13 protein-coding genes and 10 pseudogenes are annotated in these 23,300 nt (G+C 33.3%); 21 read left to right on the top strand and 2 right to left on the bottom strand.

The annotated features are described in order from the left end of the window. Nucleotides 1–35 precede the first annotated feature (35 nt). Nucleotides 36–284 carry a ferredoxin gene (locus tag ABLV90_RS11535; protein WP_002507556.1) on the bottom strand — a complete coding sequence of 83 codons (249 nt, stop codon included), beginning with the start codon at nt 282–284 and terminating at the stop codon, nt 36–38. A 109-nt stretch (nt 285–393) separates the two neighbouring features. Here ABLV90_RS11535 and ABLV90_RS11530 point away from each other — a divergent pair, with 109 nt between their 5' ends. The 4 genes and pseudogenes from ABLV90_RS11530 to ypdA all read left to right on the top strand — a co-directional run bounded on the left by ABLV90_RS11530 (nt 394) and on the right by ypdA (nt 5,874). Next, a complete protein-coding gene (locus tag ABLV90_RS11530) occupies nt 394–1,359 on the top strand; it encodes a helix-turn-helix domain-containing protein (RefSeq protein WP_460872666.1) in 966 nt (321 codons plus the stop codon). Beyond that, nucleotides 1,346–2,727 (top strand): annotated as a pseudogene (locus ABLV90_RS11525) (RecQ family ATP-dependent DNA helicase). The gene ABLV90_RS11530 and the pseudogene ABLV90_RS11525 overlap by 14 nt, the downstream one beginning before the upstream one ends. 148 nt (nt 2,728–2,875) lie before the next feature. Beyond that, a pseudogene (gene ebpS / locus ABLV90_RS11520) lies at nt 2,876–4,693 on the top strand (elastin-binding protein EbpS). A 194-nt stretch (nt 4,694–4,887) separates the two neighbouring features. After that, nucleotides 4,888–5,874, top strand: a complete 987-nt coding sequence (ypdA, locus tag ABLV90_RS11515) for a bacillithiol disulfide reductase YpdA (RefSeq protein WP_460872665.1) — start codon at nt 4,888–4,890, stop codon at nt 5,872–5,874. 190 nt (nt 5,875–6,064) lie between these two features. Here ypdA and ABLV90_RS11510 read toward each other — a convergent pair whose 3' ends face one another. Then, entirely contained in the window at nt 6,065–7,039 is a 975-nt protein-coding gene (locus ABLV90_RS11510; protein WP_427704405.1) for an asparaginase, read from the bottom strand. A 78-nt stretch (nt 7,040–7,117) separates the two neighbouring features. Here ABLV90_RS11510 and cmk point away from each other — a divergent pair, with 78 nt between their 5' ends. From cmk to ABLV90_RS11425, 17 genes and pseudogenes are all read left to right on the top strand, one after another. Next, entirely contained in the window at nt 7,118–7,777 is a 660-nt protein-coding gene (gene cmk, locus ABLV90_RS11505) for a (d)CMP kinase (RefSeq protein WP_427707844.1), read from the top strand. Between the two features lie 308 nt (nt 7,778–8,085). After that, nucleotides 8,086–9,267: a 30S ribosomal protein S1 gene (rpsA, locus tag ABLV90_RS11500; RefSeq protein ID WP_460872664.1), complete on the top strand. Its 1,182-nt coding sequence runs from the start codon at nt 8,086–8,088 to the stop codon at nt 9,265–9,267. Nucleotides 9,268–9,457: 190 nt separating this feature from the next. After that, nucleotides 9,458–10,770: pseudogene (gene der / locus ABLV90_RS11495) on the top strand (ribosome biogenesis GTPase Der). Nucleotides 10,771–10,788: 18 nt separating this feature from the next. Then, entirely contained in the window at nt 10,789–11,787 is a 999-nt protein-coding gene (locus tag ABLV90_RS11490) for an NAD(P)H-dependent glycerol-3-phosphate dehydrogenase (RefSeq protein WP_460872663.1), read from the top strand. A 168-nt stretch (nt 11,788–11,955) separates the two neighbouring features. Then, nucleotides 11,956–12,231 (top strand): annotated as a pseudogene (locus ABLV90_RS11485) (HU family DNA-binding protein). A gap of 331 nt (nt 12,232–12,562) precedes the next feature. Continuing rightward, complete coding sequence (locus ABLV90_RS11480) at nt 12,563–13,132, top strand: heptaprenyl pyrophosphate synthase subunit A (protein ID WP_460872662.1); 570 nt, start codon at nt 12,563–12,565, stop codon at nt 13,130–13,132. Between the two features lie 6 nt (nt 13,133–13,138). Next, nucleotides 13,139–13,866 (top strand): annotated as a pseudogene (locus ABLV90_RS11475) (demethylmenaquinone methyltransferase). Nucleotide 13,867: 1 nt separating this feature from the next. After that, nucleotides 13,868–14,820, top strand: a pseudogene (locus ABLV90_RS11470) (polyprenyl synthetase family protein). A gap of 140 nt (nt 14,821–14,960) precedes the next feature. Then, nucleotides 14,961–15,410, top strand: coding sequence for a nucleoside-diphosphate kinase (ndk, locus tag ABLV90_RS11465; protein ID WP_069815587.1), 450 nt, complete (start codon nt 14,961–14,963; stop codon nt 15,408–15,410). A gap of 430 nt (nt 15,411–15,840) precedes the next feature. After that, a complete protein-coding gene (gene aroC, locus ABLV90_RS11460; protein ID WP_460872661.1) occupies nt 15,841–17,007 on the top strand; it encodes a chorismate synthase in 1,167 nt (388 codons plus the stop codon). 38 nt (nt 17,008–17,045) lie between these two features. Then, nucleotides 17,046–18,138, top strand: a pseudogene (gene aroB / locus ABLV90_RS11455) (3-dehydroquinate synthase). Then, a pseudogene (aroA, locus tag ABLV90_RS11450) lies at nt 18,125–19,425 on the top strand (3-phosphoshikimate 1-carboxyvinyltransferase). The pseudogenes aroB and aroA overlap by 14 nt, the downstream one beginning before the upstream one ends. Before the next feature lie 4 nt (nt 19,426–19,429). Continuing rightward, the gene (locus ABLV90_RS11445) at nt 19,430–20,677 is read left to right on the top strand and encodes a tetratricopeptide repeat protein (protein ID WP_046465367.1); all 1,248 of its coding nucleotides are present in this window, start codon (nt 19,430–19,432) and stop codon (nt 20,675–20,677) included. 18 nt (nt 20,678–20,695) lie between these two features. Further along, a pseudogene (locus ABLV90_RS11440) lies at nt 20,696–21,257 on the top strand (YpiB family protein). A gap of 4 nt (nt 21,258–21,261) precedes the next feature. Further along, on the top strand, nt 21,262–21,864 hold the full coding sequence (locus tag ABLV90_RS11435) for a DUF1405 domain-containing protein (protein ID WP_046465365.1): 603 nt from the start codon (nt 21,262–21,264) through the stop codon (nt 21,862–21,864). A gap of 37 nt (nt 21,865–21,901) precedes the next feature. Next, a pseudogene (locus ABLV90_RS11430) lies at nt 21,902–22,599 on the top strand (zinc metallopeptidase). Between the two features lie 375 nt (nt 22,600–22,974). Continuing rightward, entirely contained in the window at nt 22,975–23,292 is a 318-nt protein-coding gene (locus ABLV90_RS11425; RefSeq protein ID WP_285323470.1) for a nucleotide pyrophosphohydrolase, read from the top strand. The last annotated feature ends 8 nt before the right edge of the window (nt 23,293–23,300 follow it).

Below are 23,300 nucleotides of genomic sequence, written 5' to 3'. Positions count from 1 at the left end.
ATCGCATACTTACTTTTATGGTACTAAACTTGCTTTTATTCAAACTTTAACGCATCTCCATCAAATGATTCTTCTTCAATTTTAATTGAATCAGTAGGACAACCATCTAACGCATCTTCCATATCCTCATATAATTCTTCCGGCACCTCTGCTGTACCTTTGTTGTCATCTAGTATCACATAAGCAATACCTTCATCATCATAGTCATATATATCAGGGGCGGCGGCACCACAAGCACCACATGCAATGCATGTATCCATATCAACAATTGTATATTTAGCCAATTTCTTCGCCTCCTTTGACAAAAATGCTACACTAATAGCACAATTATTATTGTAGTCACTGTTTTAAGATTTTTCAAATGTTTTCGTTTTATAGAATGAGGGAGTAAACATGTATAATATAATCCAATTTGCACAAACACATGCACACAATTACAAAACTGAAAAAAGTATATTTAATATTATCACAGGGAAAAAGTCACATCAAACCTTTTTTGATGCCTGTAGTCAACAACTCTTGTCATTATATCACAGCATGCCTAACTTGAAATATCAGTCGTTCGAGCGATATTTCAATCAATTTAATGCTCAAGATAATAGCTATCAAAATATCGCTAATCATCCGAGACATACGTTTGATAGTTTAACTAACACATTTAAAGCCATACAATTATTAACTCAGACCCTATCTAATACTAAACATAAGGTCTATCAATTCGTACCTATTACTCAACATAGTACTGTACACCAACAAGTTAAATTTGTATATAAAGAAATTATAAGCAATCAATTACAGGACCAATTCATTGCAGAACTTACGACATTATTCCAATCTATGTTGAATAAAAACAACACAATATATATTCACTATTACCTACAAGGTTTTGAAGAAAGTATGTATACACGACAACAAATTAGTTTAATAGAAGACATACCACAAGAACACTTATTTGAATTAGAATTTACAGATTTAGTCACATTAATGTACGAGATTGAGCACGAATCTAACTATCCACTGTTAAATAAACTGATTGTGCTACCATCATTATTAAATAAAACAGAGCAAACTTACGTAGGTTTACAAAATGGATTAAACTTCGAACAATTGGTCGCACAACAAAATGTTAAACCTAATACGATAGATGATCATATTTTAGAGCTATTTATAAAAGGCTACATATCGAATTATGAAGATTATTTAACACATTCAACTTATACTGATTTCATGACTTATTACATTTCACATCGTAGCGAGAGGCTACGCAATTATAAAGAAATATTTTCTGACCTCAGCTATTTTGAATTGAAATTGATTATCGTTGGAATTGAGAGAGGTGAAATCAATGTTACAACATGAGCTAAAAAAGTGGTTCGGGTTTGAGACTTTTAAACCTGGTCAACAAGAGATTATAGAAAGTGTATTGAACAATGAAGATACATTAGGTATTTTACCTACAGGAAGTGGTAAAAGTCTTTGTTATCAATTACCAACATACATACGTCAACAACCGACTCTCATCATTTCACCACTCATTTCTTTGATGGATGATCAAGTCATGCAACTCAAATTACATGGTGAACATCATGTCTGTTGTATTCATTCAGGCATGGATGAAAATGAGAGAAAAAGAAACATTGAATCACTAACAAAAAGTCGATTTATCTATTTAAGTCCAGAATTTATACTCCAACCGCAAAATTTCAAACTCATTAAAAATTTGAATATCGGCATGGTCGTATTAGATGAAGCACATTGCTTATCTGAATGGGGATATGATTTCAGACCACACTATGCACTTATAGGTAAAATTATCGCACGTTTTCCGACAGCAACCGTGCTTGCTCTGACTGCAACAGCACCGAATTATTTAACTTATGATTTAAATGATATGTTAAAAAAATCTTTTCATGTCATTAAAACGAGTATGAATAGAGACAATATTTCTTTAACACATAAAAATTTCGCAGACGATGAAGCTAAATTAAAATGGTTACTTCCAAGCATTAGAAAATTCAGGACCTACAATTATATATGTTTCTTCCAAAAAAGTGTGCCTAACCTTAGCAAAAGAAATATATAACTATGGATTTTTAACAGGTATTTATCATGGAGATTTATCTTATCAAGAACGGCACACAGTTCAGCATCAATTTTTAAATAATGAAATACCTATCATCGTGGCAACTAGTGCATTTGGTATGGGCATTAATAAAAAAGATATACGTTCTATTTTTCATTACCATTTATCAACAAGTCCATCAAACTACATGCAAGAAATTGGTCGTGCTTGGTCGTGATGGGGCTGACAGTCAAGCAATTAGTTTATTTCAACCTGACGATAGTTTTTTACTAGAAACACTATTATTTACGGATATGATGACCACTGAGGATGTAGATGCCTTTGAAGTAGGTGCCTTTGTAACTCCGGATAAATTTGAAATATTAGAAATATTAAATAGCTATTACTCATTTACTGAGTTGCGTACGATATTTGACAGGACCTATCAACGAAAACGCCAAGGTTATATACGTATGCTAGGATACAAAAACCTAGACCAATGTCGACGCACTTATATGATGGAATTCTTTGGTGAAACGTTAAGTAAAAGACCTGATCAATGCTGTGATAATGATTCTGATTTAAATGTAATTAATTTAATTAATAGAAAAAAAGTAAAAAGAAAAATGGATTTTAATGAAAAAATACAAAATTTGTTTAAATAATAGACAAATACTTTACTTCACTTTTTCAAACAAGCTATAATACTACATATATACTAGTTTAATAGTGATTTTTTGCATAAAAAGTTATACATATTTACTTATTTTTAGGGTATAACAGTATATACTTAAATTAAAACGAGGAAGGATGATGAATTTGTCTAACAACAATTTTAAAGATGATTTTGAAAAAAATCGTCAATCCATTGATCCAAAAGAACATCAAGACAATGCAAAGGATTCCGTTAACGGTTCAGTTGACAACGTAAAAGAGGAAGTTTCTGATAAGACAGACGAACAATTCCCTCCTAGAAACGCTCAAAGAAGACAGCGCAGACGTGACACAGCTACAAATCAAAATTCAGATAATCAGCCTGAACATGACAATGATGAAGTTCAAGGCGAAAATCAATCACCACAAGATAATAATAACTCAACAAAAGATCCTTCGAAGAATAATGATTTAAACCCTGGATCTACAAACAATCAAAATACAAAAGAAAACCAAAATGATTCCAATGAAAATATTGAATCACAAAAAGATAATGAATCTAATAAGAAAGGTGTTGCTGTAGTCGGTGGCACTGCTGCAACTGGTGCAGGTGCTTATGCTGCTGGAAAGCACAATGATAATAAAGATTCAGAAAATGACTTAAATGATAATGAACAAAATATCAACAACTCTGATAACGAACAAGCAGACAAATCAGATGATGCTTCGCATTCAGAAAATGATAATAATAGTTCTAAGAAAAAAGGTGCTCGCTGTAGTCGGAGGCGCCGCTGCCGCAACTGGTGCAGGTGCTTATGCTGCTGGCAAGCATAGTGATAACAAAGATGAACATAAGCAAGATAACAACCAAGATAATAACAATAAAGCAACCGAGCAGAATAAAAATGAAAAAGATATAGAAGATCAAGATAAAAAAGAGCAAGATAAAGATAACTCTAAGAAAAAAGGCGCTCGCTGTAGCTGGAGGTGCCAGCCGCAACTGGTGCAGGTGCTTATGCTCGCTGGCAAGCACAAAGGCAACAAAGACAATAAAGATAATCACAGCGAAAACGAAGCACAAGATAAAGATGAAAAGAACAAAGAAAAAAATGGTTCTAAGAAAAAAGGTGCTCGCTGTAGTCGGTGGCGCTGCTGTCTGCCGGAACAGGTGCTGCCGCGACGGCACATTCTAAAGCTGGCGGCAATGGCAACGGCGGTAATGGTAATGGCGGCAATGGTAATAATGGTGATAACAATGATGACGATAATAAGAAAAAGAAAAAAGGCGGTTTATTAGGTAAATTATTACCAATATTAGCTGCGATATTAATATTAGCCGCAATTGCTATTTTCGGTGGCATGGCTTTAACTGGCGATGACGATGGTGACAAAAATAGCGATGACAAAAAAGTAGCTGATAATAAAGATAGTAAGTCTGATTCTGAAAAAGAAAAAGATGAAGATAAAAAATCAGAAGATGATAAAGCCAATAAAGATGAAGACAAAGATAACTCATCTGCAAACTCAGAAGACAGCAATAGCGGTTCAGATTCTGCCAATTCTGATAGCGAAAACACTGACCAAGCAAACAGTGATGCAAATTCTGATCAATCAAGTAACGATGCAAATTCTGATTCAGCTAGCAATGGTTCACAAGATGCAACAAATAATACGCAAGACAGTCAAGGTCAAAGCGACCAAAACAGTCAGAGCGGTCAAGATCAACAAAGTGATCAATCTAACGCTCAAAGCAATTCATCTTCAGATCAATCACAAGCAACTAACAACCAAGATAGCGAACAAGCAAATAGTAACTCTGGCCAACAATCACATGTAGTCAATGGTCAAAACCTATATAGAATTGCTATTCAATATTATGGTAGTGGTTCTCCTGAAAACGTTGAAAAAATCAGACAAGCAAATAATCTACAAGGAAATGAAATCCATAATGGACAACGCCTTGTTATTCCACAATAGTTCATCACCTTATAAGTAAAAACCAATTAAACGACCAAACTCCTTAAATTAGTGAGTTTTGTCGTTTTTTCATTAATTTTTTAAGTTTAATAAAGCGTCAATATCATTTGTGCAAAAATATTCGATTTCTATCATTTGGTTTTTTCTAAACTACTGGTATAATATATTGGTGGTATAAGGAGGACAAATAAACTATGCAAACAGTTGAAAGTATAATTATTGGTGGCGGTCCTTGCGGATTAAGTGTCGCTATTGAACAAAAGAAAAAAGGTATTGATACTTTAGTTATTGAAAAAGGAAATGTTGTAGATGCAATCTATAATTATCCTACACATCAAACTTTCTTTTCATCAAGTGATAAATTAAGTATTGGGGATATTCCATTTATTGTTGAAGAAAGCAAACCACATAGAAATCAAGCTCTAGTATATTACAGAGCAGTGGTTAAGCATCATCAATTGCGAGTTAATGCTTTCGAAGAAGTCCTCACAGTGAAAAAAATTAATAACCGTTTTACGATTACAACAACTAAAGATGTCTACCAATGTAGATTCCTTACTGTAGCAACTGGCTATTATGGTCATCATAATCATCTTGAAGTAGATGGAGCTGAGCTTCCGAAAGTAATGCATTATTTTAAAGAAGCACATCCTTACTTTGACCAAAATGTTGTAATTGTCGGAGGTAAAAACTCAGCTGTAGATGCGGCTTTAGAGTTAGAAAAAGCTGGGGCTAACGTAACAGTTATTTATCGTGGAGAAGATTATCCAAAGGCAATTAAACCATGGATTCTACCGAATTTCGAATCTCTAGTACGCCATGAAAAAATTAACATGGCATTTAACTCAAATGTTACTAAAATAACAGAAGATAGTGTATTTTATGAGCAAGGAAATCAAACAATTGAAATTCCTAATGATTATGTCTTCGCTATGATTGGTTATCATCCAGACTATGATTTCCTACAATCAATTGGTATAGATATCAATAGTAATGAGTTTGGTACTGCGCCAGTTTATAACAGAGAAACTTATGAAACAAATGTCGAAAACTGCTATATCGTCGGTGTCATTGCGGCAGGCAATGATGCAAATACAATTTTTATTGAAAACGGCAAATACCACGGCGGTATTATCACTCAAAGTATATTATCTAAAAAACAAACACCACTTGAATCATAATAATATAATAAACTAGGGTATGAGACAGAAATTTTTCTAATGAGATTTCGTCGTTCCATCCCGGCAAGGCTGACTATAAAATGGAATGCAAGCTTGATATAAGCATATTTTCAATTACGTCGACCACTGCCAATATAAAAAACTGAGGCTGAGACATGTGATATGTCCCAGCCTCAGTTTTTTTAAATCATTATAACTGTGATTCGAAATATTTTTTTAACTGATTAGCATTTAATTGATTACTCAAACCTACTAAAAGTTTAAGTCTTGCTTTAGGTCCATTTAATCCGTTTGAAAAAACAACGCCTTTTTCAGCTAAGGTAGCACCGCCACCTTCATAGCCATAAATTGGGCCAACAATACCATTGAACGATCGTGAGACAAGTACAACAGGTATTGCTTTATCCAAACACTTATCTAGACCCTCTAAACATGTAGGTGGCAAATTGCCTTGGCCTAGGCCTTCGATAATGATGCCATCAACTTGATGCTTACTATAAAAGTTTAATACATCACTATTCATTCCCATATAAGCTTTTACTAAAGGAATATTTAAATCATGGTTAATATCATTTAAAACTAAATGTTCGTATGGTTTATGGTGAAATTGAACACTATTTTTTGTCACTACACCCAATGGGCCATGATTAGGACTCTGAAATGTATTTGTATTGGAGGTATGCGTTTTAGTCACATTTCGTGCAGTATGAATTTCATCATTAAATACGACCATAACACCCATATCTGCCGCATTATCACTTGAAGCCACTCTAATAGCCGAGATGAAATTATATAACCCATCTGAACCAATTTCGTTTGAAGAACGCATAGCACCCGTAATTGTTATCGGTTTTGAAACATTTATAGTAAGATCTAGTAAGTATGCTGTTTCTTCTAACGTATCTGTACCATGTGTAATAACAAACCCATCATAATTTTCATTCCTACTAGCATCCTCAATAATATGCTTTAATATTTCTACATATTTTATATTCATATGTGGGGATGGAACGTTAAATGGCGTAATTTCTGTTACATCAGCATATTGTTCAATAATGTCTTGATGGTTGGATATTGGATTGTCTGAATTTGTTACTACTTTATTAGTTTCATCTTGTGACATGCTAATCGTCCCACCAGTATGTATGAGAAGAAGTTTTTTCATATGGGCATTCCTCCTATTTATAACTTACATATTTATGATAAAATATTATACATAAAACAACAAGGAAGGTTTACTAAAATGAAATTAATTAATATCGCACTTGATGGACCTGCTGCTGCAGGGAAAAGTACAATAGCTAAACGCGTTGCCGCACAATTATCAATGATTTATGTAGATACTGGCGCAATGTATCGCGCTATAACTTATAAATATTTACAACAAAATAAGACTGAAGACTTCTCGCAATTGATAGATTCATCCCAATTATCATTGACGTATGATGAAGAAAAAGGTCAGAGAGTCATTTTAGATAACCATGATGTTACTGATTTTTTAAGAGAAAATGATGTGACAAACAATGTTTCCTTTGTAGCATCTAAAGAAGCTGTGCGCACTTTTGCAGTTAAAAAGCAACAAGAATTAGCAGCTCAAAAGGGTATTGTTATGGATGGTAGAGACATTGGAACAGTTGTATTGCCAGATGCAGATTTAAAAGTTTATATGATTGCCTCTGTTGAAGAACGCGCAATGCGTAGACAAAAAGATAATGAACAAAGAGGCATCGACTCTAATGTTGAACTATTAAAACAAGAAATTGCCGATCGAGATAATTATGACATGACACGTGAAATTTCACCTTTGAAAAAAGCGGATGATGCAATTACAGTAGATACTACAGGTAAAAGTATTGAAAAAGTAACTGAAGAAATTTTATCCTTAGTTACTCAAATCAAATAAAATATTAGTCTTTTTCTTAAATACAGCGTATTATAATGCCGTTTCTTTTTAAATTGTGTAAAAAGGTTATATAATAACAATTATAGGGTATATAAATAAGGTACATTTTTATATCAATTAGATCTGCATATATATAAATAAATGTAAATTTTAGGTAAACATTTCAAAGCTTTTGTTAGCTCGAAACCCTGATTTTACAACTTTTTAACAAATAGAATTTGAATTCCTATAATAAAGGGGAATTTCTTGACAATTCTGTCAGTTTATAAGATGTTATAATTATGTAGTGTAATAAGGAGGCAGACAAGATGACTGAAGAATTCAACGAATCAATGATCAAAGAGATTAAAGAAGGGGATACAGTTACTGGTGAGATTCAAGAAATTGATGAAAAACAAGTAATTGTAAACATTAATGGTGCTAAATTTAATGGTATCATCCCTATTAGTCAACTTTCTACGCATCATATAGACAATCCAAGTGATGTTGTCAAAGTTGGTGATGAAATTGGTGCATATGTTACAAAAGTAGAGTATGACGAAGAAAATGAGACAGGTGCTTATATACTTTCTAAACGTCAACTTGAAACAGAAAAATCATATGAATTTTTACAAGAACAATTAGACAACAATAAAACGATTGAAGCTAAAGTCACTGAAGTAGTAAAAGGTGGTTTAGTAGTCGATGTTGGCCAAAGAGGGTTTGTTCCGGCTTCATTAATTTCAACAGACTTCATTGAAGATTTCTCTGATTTCGAAGGACAAGTTCTTAAACTAAAAGTGGAAGAACTGGATCCCGCTAATAATCGTGTCATTCTTAGTCGTAAAGCTGTAGAGGCATTAGAAAATGCAGAGAAAAAAGATGATTTATTAAATTCACTTAATGAAGGCGATGTGATTGAAGGTAAAGTTGCACGCTTAACTAACTTTGGCGCTTTTGTAGATATTGGTGGCGTAGACGGACTTGTTCACGTTTCTGAATTATCTCATGAACACGTTAAATCTCCAGAAGACGTAGTATCTATTGGAGATACAGTTAATGTAAAAGTAAAATCAGTTGATAGAGATTCAGAACGTATCTCATTATCAATTAAAGATACTTTACCAAGTCCATTTGAATCAATAAAAGGTGAGTTTAACGAAGGTGATGTCATCGAAGGAACAGTTGTTAGACTAACTAACTTCGGTGCCTTTGTTGAAATTAAACCAGGCGTTCAAGGCTTAGTACACATTTCTGAAATAAGACATACTCACATCGGTTCACCAAGCGAAGTATTAGAGCCTGGGGAAGTCGTAAGTGTTAAAGTACTAGGTGTTGACGTAGAAAAAGAACGCATTTCATTATCTATTAAAGCAACATTAGAATCGGAAAATGTCGTTGAAAGTGATAGTGCCACTACGAAATCTTACTTAGAAAGTGGTTCTGACGATGATGATAATCCTACTTTAGGTGATGTTTTCGGAGATAAATTAAAAGACTTCAAGTTTTAACGTATAAATTTAACACCAATTTTAAATCTTGTCCTAACATCTATTTAGGACAAGATTTATTTTTATGTAATCTCTAAAAACAAATTTTTTAAAACTAACCTAATAATATTAGTACAGATTAAATATTTCTTTTGATTTGGTTACCCCTTATGATAGAATTATAGAGATTAAAAAAGAGAGGAAGTTAGTTATGACTAAACCTATAGTAGCAATTGTAGGCAGTGCCCAATGTAGGCAAATCTACAATTTTCAATAGAGTCGTAGGTGAACGTGTATCTATAGTAGAAGATACACCCGGTGTGACTCGAGACAGAATTTATTCATCAGGCGAATGGTTAACACATGATTTTAACGTCATCGATACAGGTGGTATTGAAATTGGTGACGCACCATTCCAAACACAAATAAGAGCACAAGCAGAAATTGCAATTGATGAATCTGATGTCATTATTTTTATGGTCAACGTACGAGAGGGTTTAACACAAAGTGATCAAGTTGTTGCTCAAATGTTGTACAAATCAAAAAAACCTGTTGTTTTAGCAGTAAATAAAGTAGATAATCCAGAAATGAGAAATGAAATCTATGATTTCTATGCGCTTGGTTTTGGCGATCCTTATCCAATTTCTGGTTCGCATGGCTTAGGTCTAGGTGATCTTTTAGATGAGGTTGTCAAACACTTTAAAGAAGAAGAACCTGATCCATATGATGACGATACAATTCGCTTATCAATTATCGGACGTCCAAATGTTGGTAAATCTAGCTTAGTTAACGCAATACTAGGTGAAGAACGTGTTATCGTTTCTAACTTAGCGGGAACGACACGTGACGCCGTCGATACTCAATATACTTATGACGACCAAGACTATGTCTTAATTGATACAGCCGGTATGCGTAAAAAAGGGAAAGTATATGAAAATACAGAAAAATATTCTGTATTACGTGCCCTAAAAGCTATCGAACGTTCAAACGTTATTTTAGTTGTTATTGATGCTGACCAAGGCATCATCGAACAAGATAAACGCGTGGCAGGATATGCTCATGAAGAAGGCAAAGCTATTGTAATCGTAGTAAACAAATGGGATACAGTTGATAAAGAAACGAATACAATGAAAAAATTCAAAGATGAAGTTCGCAAAGAATTCCAATTCTTAGATTACGCTGAAGTTGCATTTGTTTCTGCAAAAGAAAGTCAAAGACTTAGAACGTTATTCCCATATATTACACAAGCTAGTGAAAACCATAAAAAACGCGTGAAGAGTTCAACTTTAAATGAAGTAATCACTGACGCTATTTCTATGAACCCAACTCCGACTGATAAAGGTCGTAGATTGAACGTATTCTATACTACGCAAGTAGCGATTGAACCACCAACCTTTATCGTATTTGTAAATGATGTAGAATTAATGCACTTTTCTTATAAACGTTATTTGGAAAATCAAATCAGAGCAGACATTCGGTTTTGAAGGTACACCTGTGCATATTATACCTAGAAAGAGAAATTAATTATCGGAGGAGATATTCATGTCTAAAGTAACAGTCTTTGGTACAGGAAGTTTCGGTACAGCTTTAGCAAATGTTTTAGCTGAAAATGGACACCAAGTATTGATGTGGGGTAAAAACGAACAAACAATCAATGAAATTAATGAACAACACATCAATAGTAAATATTTAAAAACAGCTAAGATCAATGATTCAATCAAAGCAACATTAGATATAAAAGCTGCTGTAAATTTTTCTAAAGTCTTTTTAATGGCATTGCCTACAAAAGCTATGAGATCAGTAGCAAGCGAAATTGATTCACTTTTATCAACTCCAAAAACATTTATACATGTAGCAAAAGGAATAGAAAACGATACTTATAAACGTGTTTCTGAAATGTTAGAGGATTCTATTTCAGCAGAATATAATGCAGGTATCGGTGTATTATCAGGTCCAAGTCATGCAGAAGAAGTTGTCATCAAACAACCAACGACAGTTGTCGCATCTTCTAAGTCACCTGAAGTAAGTAAATTAACACAAGACTTATTCATGAATGATTACTTACGCGTTTATACAAATGAGGATCTTGTAGGCGTTGAATTAGGTGGCGCGTTAAAAAATATCATCGCTGTAGCAAGTGGTGTAATCTCAGGCATGGGCTTCGGAGACAACGCTAAAGCCGCACTCATGACTAGAGGTTTAGCAGAAATTAGCCGATTAGGTGAAAAACTAGGTGCTGACCCTATTACTTTCTTAGGTTTAGGTGGCATTGGTGACTTAATCGTTACATGTACATCTACGCATTCTAGAAACTACACATTAGGCTTTAAATTGGGTGAAGGAAAATCATTAGACACAGCGTTAGATGAGATGGATATGGTTGTCGAAGGTGTATATACCACAAAATCAGTTTATCATTTAGCAAAATCGCAAAATGTTGACATGCCAATAACTAACGCACTTTATAGTGTTTTATTTGAAAACAGACCTGTAGATGAGAGTGTTAAAGACCTTATGGGACGTGGAAAAAAATCTGAATAAAGAAGCATTATTACACTTTTTAACAAATATATAGCAATTTGTTGTTAAAATCCTATTATTTCAACGTTTTCTGCGCATAAATCATTGCAGTTGCAGTATTCGTTGTGTTAAAGTCATACCATAATGATATTAAGTATCATTATAAACCCTAGGGGAGGTGAATTCATAATGAACAAGACAGATTTAATCAATGCTGTTGCAGAACAAGCTGATTTAACTAAAAAAGAGGCTGGTTTAGCTGTAGATGCAGTATTCGAATCAATTCAATCATCACTTTCTAAAGGTGAAAAAGTACAATTAATTGGATTCGGTAACTTCGAAGTACGCGAACGTGCTTGCTCGTAAAGGCCGTAACCCACAAACAGGTAAAGAAATTGATATCCCCGCAAGCAAAGTTCCAAGCATTCAAAGCTCGGTAAAGCATTAAAAGACGCAGTTAAATAATTCTTTACTAAAACTAAAGCCCTTTTATAAGGGGCTTTTTCTTTTTTTATACACTTTTAATCTAAGAACCTTAAACAATTTGCATTTATTTATACTTAATATGATATCATTCGATATAATGATGATATAAATTAAATATTGTAATTGTCATAGCGCTTAATATAAATTAAATTATACATACATAAATCAGAAAAATTAAACGTTTCATTACACTAAAAATGTATTTGTACAAATACATCATACATAAATATTTACCGCTTTAACTATCGTTGATTTTATTTTTCTCTATATAATGTTAATATGTATATGGATAATAACGTGAGGTGTGAACATGGAAACGACATTAAGCATATTAGAAAAACAAATTGTACATCGACTTAAAGGTATACATTATTATGAATCTATAGCTATTGATGAAAACTTAGCGCAAATTCTCGATTCATATGATATTCCTGAAGAAGCTAGATTAGCTTGCCTCACAATAGATACTGCGATGCGTCATTTAGACGAAGTTTCTACAACGTTATCGTCTAAAAAGTCTATTTTAATTGGTGACTTATTGAGCGCACATTTTTATACATTATTAGCAAAGTTAAACGCTCCAACTTATCAAAAAGAAATAAGTGCGACAATCGTTGAAGTGAATGAAATGAAGTCATCCATACATCACGATGCACTTACTAAAGAGCACATCAGTCAATATATATTAAAAGTTGAAAACCTATTTCCACGTATTACAATTCAACATTTTGCTCCTGATGCCAATCTTGAATCAATCAATGATAAATTATTAGCGAACTTAGCTGAAAAGCATCCTTCTTATTTAAGTAAATTTTCTAAAGATGAATTAATAACATTTTTAGGTGAAATAAAGTCTGAAATACATTCAAAAAAGAGGTAATTAAATATGGCAGATAATAAAGCAAAAAAAGAACAAGTACATGACGTTTTTCAAAATATTTCTGGCAAGTACGATCGCCTAAATAATATTATTAGCTTTGAGCAACATAAGACTTGGAGAAAACGTGTTATGAAAGAAATGAACGTTAAACCTGGTAGTAAAGCTTTAGACGTATGTTGTGGTACTGCTGATTGGTCTATTTCACTCAGTAAGGCTGTAGGACCTACAGGTGAAGTCATTGGTGTAGATTTCAGTGAAAACATGCTCGAAGTCGGCAAAGGTAAAACACAAGATATGCATAATATACAACTTGTACATGGTGATGCAATGAATCTACCATTTGAAGACAATGAATTTGATTATGTAACTATTGGGTTTGGTTTACGTAATGTACCTGATTATCTAGCTACACTTAAAGAATTATACAGAGTGCTTAAACCAGGTGGTATGGTCGTCTGTTTAGAAACTAGCCAACCTACAACACCAATATTCAAACAAGGTTATAAACTTTATTTTAAATTTATAATGCCTATTTTCGGTAAAGTTTTTGCAAAATCTAAAGATGAGTATGAATGGTTGCAACAATCTACTTTTGATTTTCCAGATAAAGAAAAATTAAAACGTCTGTTTGGTCAAGCAGGTTTCAGTAACATAAAAATACGTAGCTTTACAGGTGGCGTTGCAGCTGATGCACCTTGGCTATAAATAAAAATGAATCAACCAAAGGTGATTAACGTGTCAAAGTTAAACATGAATAGTGAAATAAAGAAAATCGAAAAGCGATTAGAACAATCTCTTATAAGCAATGATAAAGTACTAGAAGATGCTTCTTATCATTTGTTTTCTTCAGGTGGTAAACGCGTTAGACCTGCCTTTGTAATTTTAAGTAGCCAATTTGGTAAAGAAATGAATGAGGATGTTTATCGTGTAGCTGTTGCGCTTGAATTAATCCATATGGCAACTTTAGTTCACGATGACGTCGTAGATAAGAGTGATAAACGTCGAGGAAGCTTAACTATAGCTAAAAAATGGGATCAAAATACTGCTATTCTTGCCGGTAATTTTTTACTTGCATCAGCACTTGAACATATTTCAAACATTGAAGATAACCGTATTCATTCGGTGATTTCAAATGCAATCGTTGAAGTATGTATGGGGGAGCTATTTCAATTCCAAGACCAATTTAATGGTTATCAAACAATCACGAGTTATTTGCGTAGAATTAATCGCAAAACAGCATTACTAATACAATTATCTACTGAAGTAGGTGCGATTGCTTCTGGTGCCGATCTGAAAACAGTTCACAACTTAAAAATGATTGGCCATTATATTGGCATGAGTTTTCAAATTGTGGATGACATCCTGGATTTTACAAGTACAGAAAAAAATTAGGAAAACCAGTTGGTAGTGATTTGATGAATGGTCATATCACTTTACCCGTATTATTAGAAATGAGAAAGCACCCAGAATTCAAAGCGCAGATACAACAACTTACTCCAGACTCAGATCAAGAAACGTTTGACTACTGTATTCAACGTATTCAATCATCTGATGTTATACAACAATCACAAGTAATTAGTGATAAATATTTAGATAAAGCCTTAAACCTACTTGATCAATTGGAAAGCGAAGTCGCTAAGCCCTTGTTTAAGAAATTAATTAAAAAAGTTGGAAAAAGAAATTTATAAGTTACATGAAAAGCATTGAAAGCGCTTTAATTACCTGTTAATATATTAATGTATCTCAAAACATAATATTTTATTGATACATAGTCATGTACATTATTACTGTACAATTGATACATAACAAACAGGGGGATTCACACATTATGGAAAGAACATTTCTAATGATTAAACCAGACGCGGTACAACGCAATTTGGTAGGAGAAATCATTTCTCGTATTGAACGAAAAGGACTAAAACTTGTAGGCGGTAAATTTATGACTGTACCACAGTCACTTGCAGAAGAACATTATGCAGAACACACAGATAAACCGTTCTATAACAAATTGATTGACTTCATCACTTCTGCACCAGTATTCGCTATGGTAGTTGAAGGTGAAGATGCCGTAAATATTTCGCGTCATATTATAGGTAAAACTAATCCGTCTGAAGCTACACCAGGCACAATTAGAGGAGACTTAGGTTTAACTGTAGGTAGAAACATTATTCATGGTTCAGACTCAGTAGACTCAGCTAAAAAAGAAATTAACCTTTGGTTTAAAGCTGAAGAATTAAGTGATTATACTGGATCACGTGAAGCATGGTTATACGAATAATATTAACTTCAATAAATAATAGGCTTCATAATGATGAATTTTTAAAATATAAAAAGCTAACTGAAATTTAATTAATTCAGTTAGCTTTTTATATTTTACGTCTACCATTTAGTGAAACACTAAAGTGAGTATAGAGTATAAAATAGCCTTCTGATATCTAAATAACCTTATAGATGGAGAGAACGAAATCAAATTTTAACCTTTACTTTCTTTTCCACCCTAAGTAATAAATAATATTGGAAAATGATAATGTTTCTATATAAAATCTAAAGTTCTTACTATAAAAAATATTCAAATGTTACACTTAAAACATGGAAGTTTTCATAAGATTCAATATTTGTAAATTTTTCTGTTAATTTGAACAATTGAATGTGATAAGATATAGAGAATATTATAATTTAAAGTACTAAAGGAACGGAGTGGGAAAAGTATGAGATATTTAACTTCTGGTGAATCACATGGACCACAGTTAACTGTAATTATTGAAGGTGTACCAACAAATCTAGAAATCAACGTAGCAGATATTAATGAAGAAATGTTTAAACGACAAGGTGGCTACGGAAGAGGTCGTCGCATGCAAATTGAAAAGGATGCAGTTGAAATTGTTTCAGGAGTGCGTAATGGATATACTTTAGGTAGTCCAATTACATTGATTGTTACAAATGATGACTTCACACATTGGAAGAAAATTATGGGCGCTGATCCAATTAGTGAAGAAGATCAAGACAATATGAAACGTGTAATTACCAAACCACGTCCTGGCCACGCTGATTTAATTGGTGGTATGAAATACAATCATAGAGACTTAAGAAACGTGTTAGAACGTTCTTCAGCAAGAGAAACTGCCGCACGTGTTGCAGTTGGTGCAGTTTCTAAAATTTTGTTAAAACAATTAGATATTAATTTTTATAGTAGAGTGGTTGAAATTGGTGGCATCAAAGATGATATTGAATATGATCTTGAAACAATTAAAGCTAATATCGATAAAAATGATGTTCGCGTTGTAAATGATGAGATAGCTCAAGAAATTCGCGATAAAATTGACTCAGCTAAAAAAGCAGGTGATACAATCGGCGGTGTAGTCCAAACAATTGTTGAAGGCTTACCAGTAGGTATTGGTAGCTATGTACATTACGATCGTAAACTTGACGGTAGAATTGCTCAAGGCGTTGTAAGTATTAATGCATTTAAAGGTGTAAGCTTTGGTGAAGGTTTTAAAGCAGCTGAGAAACCAGGCAGTGAAATTCAAGATGAAATCTTGTATGATACTTCGAATGGTTACTACAGAGGTTCCAATCACTTAGGTGGCTTTGAAGGTGGTATGTCTAATGGTATGCCTATTGTGGTTAATGGTGTAATGAAACCCATCCCAACACTTTACAAGCCACTAAACTCCGTTGATATTAATACAAAAGAATCATTTAAAGCTTCTATTGAGCGTTCCGACAGTTGTGCTGTACCTGCAGCAAGTGTTGTAGTTGAGAATGTCGTAGCATTTGAAATTGCAAAAGCATTACTTGAAGAATTCCAAAGTAATCATATAGAGCAATTAAAATCACAAATAGACGAACGTCGTTTATTAAATATAGAATACTAAGTAGCAATTTAAAATTTATGAAGTAACTAGGTGAGCATATGAAATTAGAAACTACTTATACATCCAATAACTATCCAATTATTGTAGAACACCATGCATTAGATCAATTACATCAATATATTAATGATTATAAAGATGTTGTGTTGGTAGTTGATGAAACGGTAAATAATAATTGGAATGAAACGATAGATTTTATCACTTCTGAATATGGCGCACATAAACTTATCATCCCTTCTGGTGAAGCGACCAAATCGTTAGCCTTTTATGAAGAAACGATTGAAGTATTACTCAGTAAACAATTGACGCGTGACACTTGTTTAATCGCAGTTGGCGGTGGCGCTACCGGCGATTTCACAGGATTCCTTGCCGCAACCTTATTAAGAGGCGTAGATTTTATTCAAGTACCAACGACAATTCTTGCGCATGATTCAAGTGTAGGAGGCAAGGTAGGTATTAATTCTAAACATGGTAAGAATTTAATAGGTGCCTTTTATAGACCTAATGCTGTCATTTATGATTTGAACTTTCTAACAACTTTACCTTATGGAGAAATTTTAAGTGGGTATGCAGAAGTTTATAAACATGCCTTATTGAGTGACATGGAAGCTGTGCAAAATATTGAAACACAATACCCTGATCAGCCAAGCACTCGCTTCGTTAAATGAAATTGAATATTATTTATTTAAAGGTATCCAAACGAAATTAAATATTATCGTCAAAGATGAAAAAGAATCCAATGTCCGTAAATTTTTAAATTTAGGTCACACATTTGGACATGCAGTTGAATACAACTTTAAAATTCCTCATGGCCATGCAGTGATGATAGGCATTATTTATCAATTTATTGTTGCTAATAAAGTCTTAAATAGAGATTTTGATATATCTCATTATATTAATTATTTAGTTTCATTAAATTATCCATTAGATATCATTAATGAATTTGAGTTTGAAGCCTTATATCAGCTCATGTTAAAAGATAAGAAAAATGATCAACAAGGCGTCCAAATGGTATTATTGGATGGCATTGGCAATCCTGTGGTAAAACACATAGATAAGCCAACACTTCTACATGCATTCACAGATTTCCTAACATATTTTAAAAAAGTAGGTGGATTTTTTGACAAACAGTAAAACAATTGACATTAACGGACCATTGATTGGTGAAATAGAAGTGCCAGGAGATAAATCAATGACACATAGAGCCATTATGTTAGGTTCTCTTGCATCTGGCTCCTCTACAATATATAAACCGCTTCTTGGTGAAGATTGTCTGAATACAGTGGAAATTTTCCAGCAATTAGGTGTTGAAATTACTGTTGGCGAAGATAAAATAGAAATTAATTCGCCTGGTTATAAACACTTCAAAACGCCTCATCAAGTACTGTATACAGGTAATTCTGGTACAACGACACGTTTGGTCGCCGGTCTGTTAAGTGGTTTAGGTATTGAAACTGTTATATCAGGTGATGAATCTATTGGTAAAAGACCGATGGACAGAATTATGAAACCTTTAAGCTTAATGAACGCTAATATAACAGGCGTGGATAATAATTACACACCGCTAATCATTAAACCAAGCACAAATTAATGGCATGTCTTATCAGATGGAAGTTGCGAGTGCACAAGTAAAAAGTGCAATTTTATTCGCAAGTTTGTTTGCAGAAGAGGCGACAACTGTTAAAGAACTAGGCACAACACGTAATCATACAGAAACGATGTTCCAACATTTCCATATTCCTGTTACTACTGATGGGAAAACGATAGAAATGCCAAAACGAGGGATCGAACACATTCACCCCGTAGATTTCCATGTGCCAGGCGATATTTCTTCAGCAAGCATATTTTATAGTGGCGGGCTTGATAACAAAAGAAAGTGATATTACAATTCACAATGTTGGCGTAAACCCAACACGTTCAGGTATTATAGATATCGTGAAACAAATGGAAGGGAACATTACGCTATTCAACCAAACAGATGGTCCAGAACCAACTGCTTCAATTCGCATACAATATTCTCCTGATATGAAGCCAATCCAAATTGATGGCGATTTAGTACCAAGAGCAATTGACGAAATCCCAATTGTAGCATTACTATGTTCACAAGCTGAAGGTACAAGTATTGTAAAAGATGCAGAAGAATTGAAAGTTAAAGAAACAAATCGTATTGATACAACTGCGAATATGCTAAATTTATTAGGATTTATGTTACAACCAACAAGTGATGGTATGGTTATTCATCCTTCTACTTTAAAGCAAACAGCAACAGTCGATAGTTTTACTGATCATCGTATAGGTATGATGCTTGCAATTGCATCATTATTAACAGATGAATCGTTAACTATTAATCAATTTGATGCTGTAAATGTTTCTTTCCCAGGTTTCTTAACGAAGTTAAAACAATTAGAAAAAGAGGGATAAAAGTATGGAAGATATCTATAAACTCATAGACGATATCAACTTACAAAAATTAGATAACTTAGACACTCGTGTGAATGAAGCATTAAGTTCTCCAAAGGACGATGCACTTTTTATACTTGGTGAAACGTTATATAATTACGGTTTAATGCCTCAAGGGCTTGAAGTATTCCGTACGTTATACCATAAATATCCTGATGAAAGTGAATTGCTTATTTACTTCATCGAAGGTTTAATGGCTGAGAATCAAACTGATGAAGCTTTAGAATATTTAAACCAAGTTGAATTATCAACTGAACGTTTAATGTTAGAAGCTGATTTATATCAACAATTAAATATGTTAGAAGTTGCGATAGATAAATTGGTTGACGCCATAGATATAGAACCAAATGATCCAATCATACACTATGCACTTGCTGAATTATTGTATTTTGACGGACAATACCTACGTGCAGTTTCTGAATACGAAACTGTGCTTGAAACAGGCGAATATCAAGTGAATGGCACAAATTTATTTTCTCGCTTAGCAGACTGTAGTTTGCAAAGTGGAAACTACAGTGATGCGATTAAAATGTTCGATGAAATTAATGAAGAAGAAATGGTATCTGAAGATTACTTTAAAAAAGCGATTGCTTATGAAAAAAATGAGCTCTCTCAAGAAGCGATTAATTTAGTTCAAACACTATTATCTAAAGATCCAGACTTCTTACAAGGCTATTTTTATCTGCAACAACTTTATGAAAATGAACATAACCATGCAGAAGCCATTGAAATTGGTAAAGAAGGCTTGAGATTAAGTCAATTTTATAAAGAGTTGATGGTATCAACAGGCAGTATAGCAATTGAACATGGCGATGCTAATGAAGGTGTACAATTATTACTGCAAGCCTTAGAAGTTGATAATGCTTATCAAGAACCACTTTTAATCCTAAGTGATTTATATAGACAGGAAGAAGACTACGAGGCACTTATAGCATTATTGAAATATGTTGACGAAGAAGATTTAGATCCCGTCTTTATGTGGCATTTAGCATTTGCATTAGGACAAGAGGAACGTGACAAAGAAGCACAACATTTCTTTGAATTAGCATATCCAACATTGCACACGCAATCTGCGTTTCTAAGTGATTATTATTTCTATCTAGTTGAAATCGGACAAATTGAACAAGCAAAAGCAATGCTAAATCAATTACTTGAATTAGATCCAAGCAATGAAACATGGCATGATGAAGCAGAAAGATTATTATCTTTCTAGTCAAGGAAGGTGATTAAGATGAGCAATACCCTACAACAAGTGAAAGCTAATTTCATTGAATATCTGCTTTTTCAATATCAGTTTAAATCTAGGATTAGTGTGTGGGTATTAAACTTAATTAAGTCTTCACCTGAGTTATTGCAACAAATCCATTTTGTGGATGAACTCATTTCCGAACATCATATATTGGAAATTGCTATGGAAGATACTGATCAACAAGGTATTAGGTTTACACTTAAAAATCAACAGTTGATTAATAGTGACGAAATCTTCAATTATATAGCAAACGATGCTCGTGTCTTTTGATATCAAACTGCATTTTAGTAAAACACTATCAAGAGAATCTCGTTTAGATGAATTATTATTAATGCAATTGTTACATTCACCATACTATGCTATGTATATGCAAGACATCTATAGTATCCCACTATCAAAACAAAGCGAGTCCTCTATAATCACACATTTACAAGATAATATTGATTTAAGTTTACAATTGCATGATAAAGCACTGTTTTATCAATTAACTCAAATCCTTAATACTTTTGAGTTAAGAAATGTAAATAAAACAATGAAGGATTGACCTTATGAATATAAAATATTTATGGCATTTACTCATTTATAATAAAGGTGTACTTTACTTTCTGCTTATTTGTAATTTATTAGGCACGATATATGGTTATATATGGTATGGCAGTCAACTGAGCGTGTCCAGTTGGCAGTTCGTACCGTTTGTGCCAGATAGTCCAACAGCTTCATTATTTTTATGTATTGCACTCATTGGACTCATCGCAGGTAAGAACTTACCAATTATAGAAGCTTTGGCTTTTGTATCGTTGATAAAATACGGTGTATGGGCTGTTATTATGAACATTATTATGTTTATCCAATATGACTCGGTTACAATCATTGGCTGTATGCTTATCCTTTCTCACGGTATAATGGCTATAGAGGCATTTTTCTTTTATCCAAGGTTTAAAATCACTATACCTGCTTTTACTATTGCTGTGATATGGGTATTCCATAATGACATTATTGATTATGTATTTATGCAATATCCTTACTATGATTTTATTGCTAGCCATATTGAAGGTGTTGCTTATCTCGCGTTTTGGTTAAGTGTCATACCTTTAGTGCTATATTTAAATTTAACTCGATTTAAAAAGGATAAAATATTTGACCATCATTAACGTTCACAGTAAAATGTTTATAAAGGAGTGAGGATTTTTGTCTTTTATCTATATGATTATATACTTTGTTATTCTAATGGTATTGCCTTTATGGGCGCAACACAAAGTTAAGTCTAATTATGAAAAGTATTCACAAGTAAGATCGACAAGTGGTAAGACTGGTCAAGAAGTTGCTATAGAAATACTTCATGCAAATGGCATTTATGATGTAGATGTCGTCGAAGGAAAAGGGTTCTTAACAGATCATTATGATCCTAAAAAGAAAGTCCTTGTGTTATCACCAGCTAACTTCAGTAGACCTTCAGTTGCTCGGTACAGCAATCGCAGACTCACGAAGTTGGACATGCGATACAACACGCAGAAGGTTATTTCTTCTTAAGATTCAGAACATCTTTAGTACCACTGGCTAACGTAGGTAGTTCAATTGGTTACTTAGCAGTATTTGCGGGTATTATTTTAACTACTATGCAAAGCACTTTAGGTTCTACAGCATTATGGATTGGTATTGCGTTCATGTCTCTTGCAGTATTATTCTCAATCGTTACACTACCAGTTGAATTTAACGCAAGTAGTAGAGCGATGAAACAAATAAAAAGCTTAGACATTGTTAATGAAAAAGAACACCGCCATGCTAAAAAAGTACTTACAGCAGCAGCAATGACTTACGTTGCATCAACTGCAGTTGCATTAGCAGAACTTGCAAGATTTATTCTTATTGCTAGATCAAGTGAATAATAATCTAAATGAGGTTGAGACATAATTACATGTCTCAACCTCATTTTTTATAGTCACCTTTGCCGAAGCGGGACGGTGAAATCTTATTACAAAAATTAGATTTATGTCTCGCTCCCATTTTTTATTTAAAAGACATTCCGCTCATTACAAAGTTAAATCTCACATTAAAAACACATCAAAGCAAAAACATTAATTTACCTATTTTAAAAAAAGAAGCATGCACTACTTAATTACGTGTAATAATGAAATAAACAAATTAAAAAGATCATAGTCAAATAGTAAATAATATAACGGTTAACTATTGCAGGAATAATGCATGAAGCCTAAAATTAGTCTATACTATATAAGAAACCGTTAGAATGTGAGGCGTATATGATGAAGACTATGAAAAATATGCAAACTGAAGTGGACGACTATATTGGTCAATTTAAAACAGGGTATTTCTCTCCCTTAGCTAATCTTGCGCGATTAACTGAAGAGGTTGGTGAACTGGCAAGAGAGATTAATCACTACCACGGTGAGAAAAAGAAAAAAGAGACAGAAGCCGAAAATACAATTAAAGCAGAACTAGGCGATAATTTATTCGTTTTATTATGTATTGCCAATTCTTTAGATATTGATATGACAGAAAGCTTTGATGAAACAATGAATAAATTTAATACTCGTGATAAAGATCGTTTTGAACGCAAATAAATTAATTT

Source organism: Staphylococcus sp. 2S1 (assembly GCF_046721335.1).
GTDB classification, from domain to species: domain Bacteria; phylum Bacillota; class Bacilli; order Staphylococcales; family Staphylococcaceae; genus Staphylococcus; species Staphylococcus equorum_A.
Note: the sequence above shows the minus strand (reverse complement) of the source record. Positions and strands in the feature narration are given on the sequence as shown.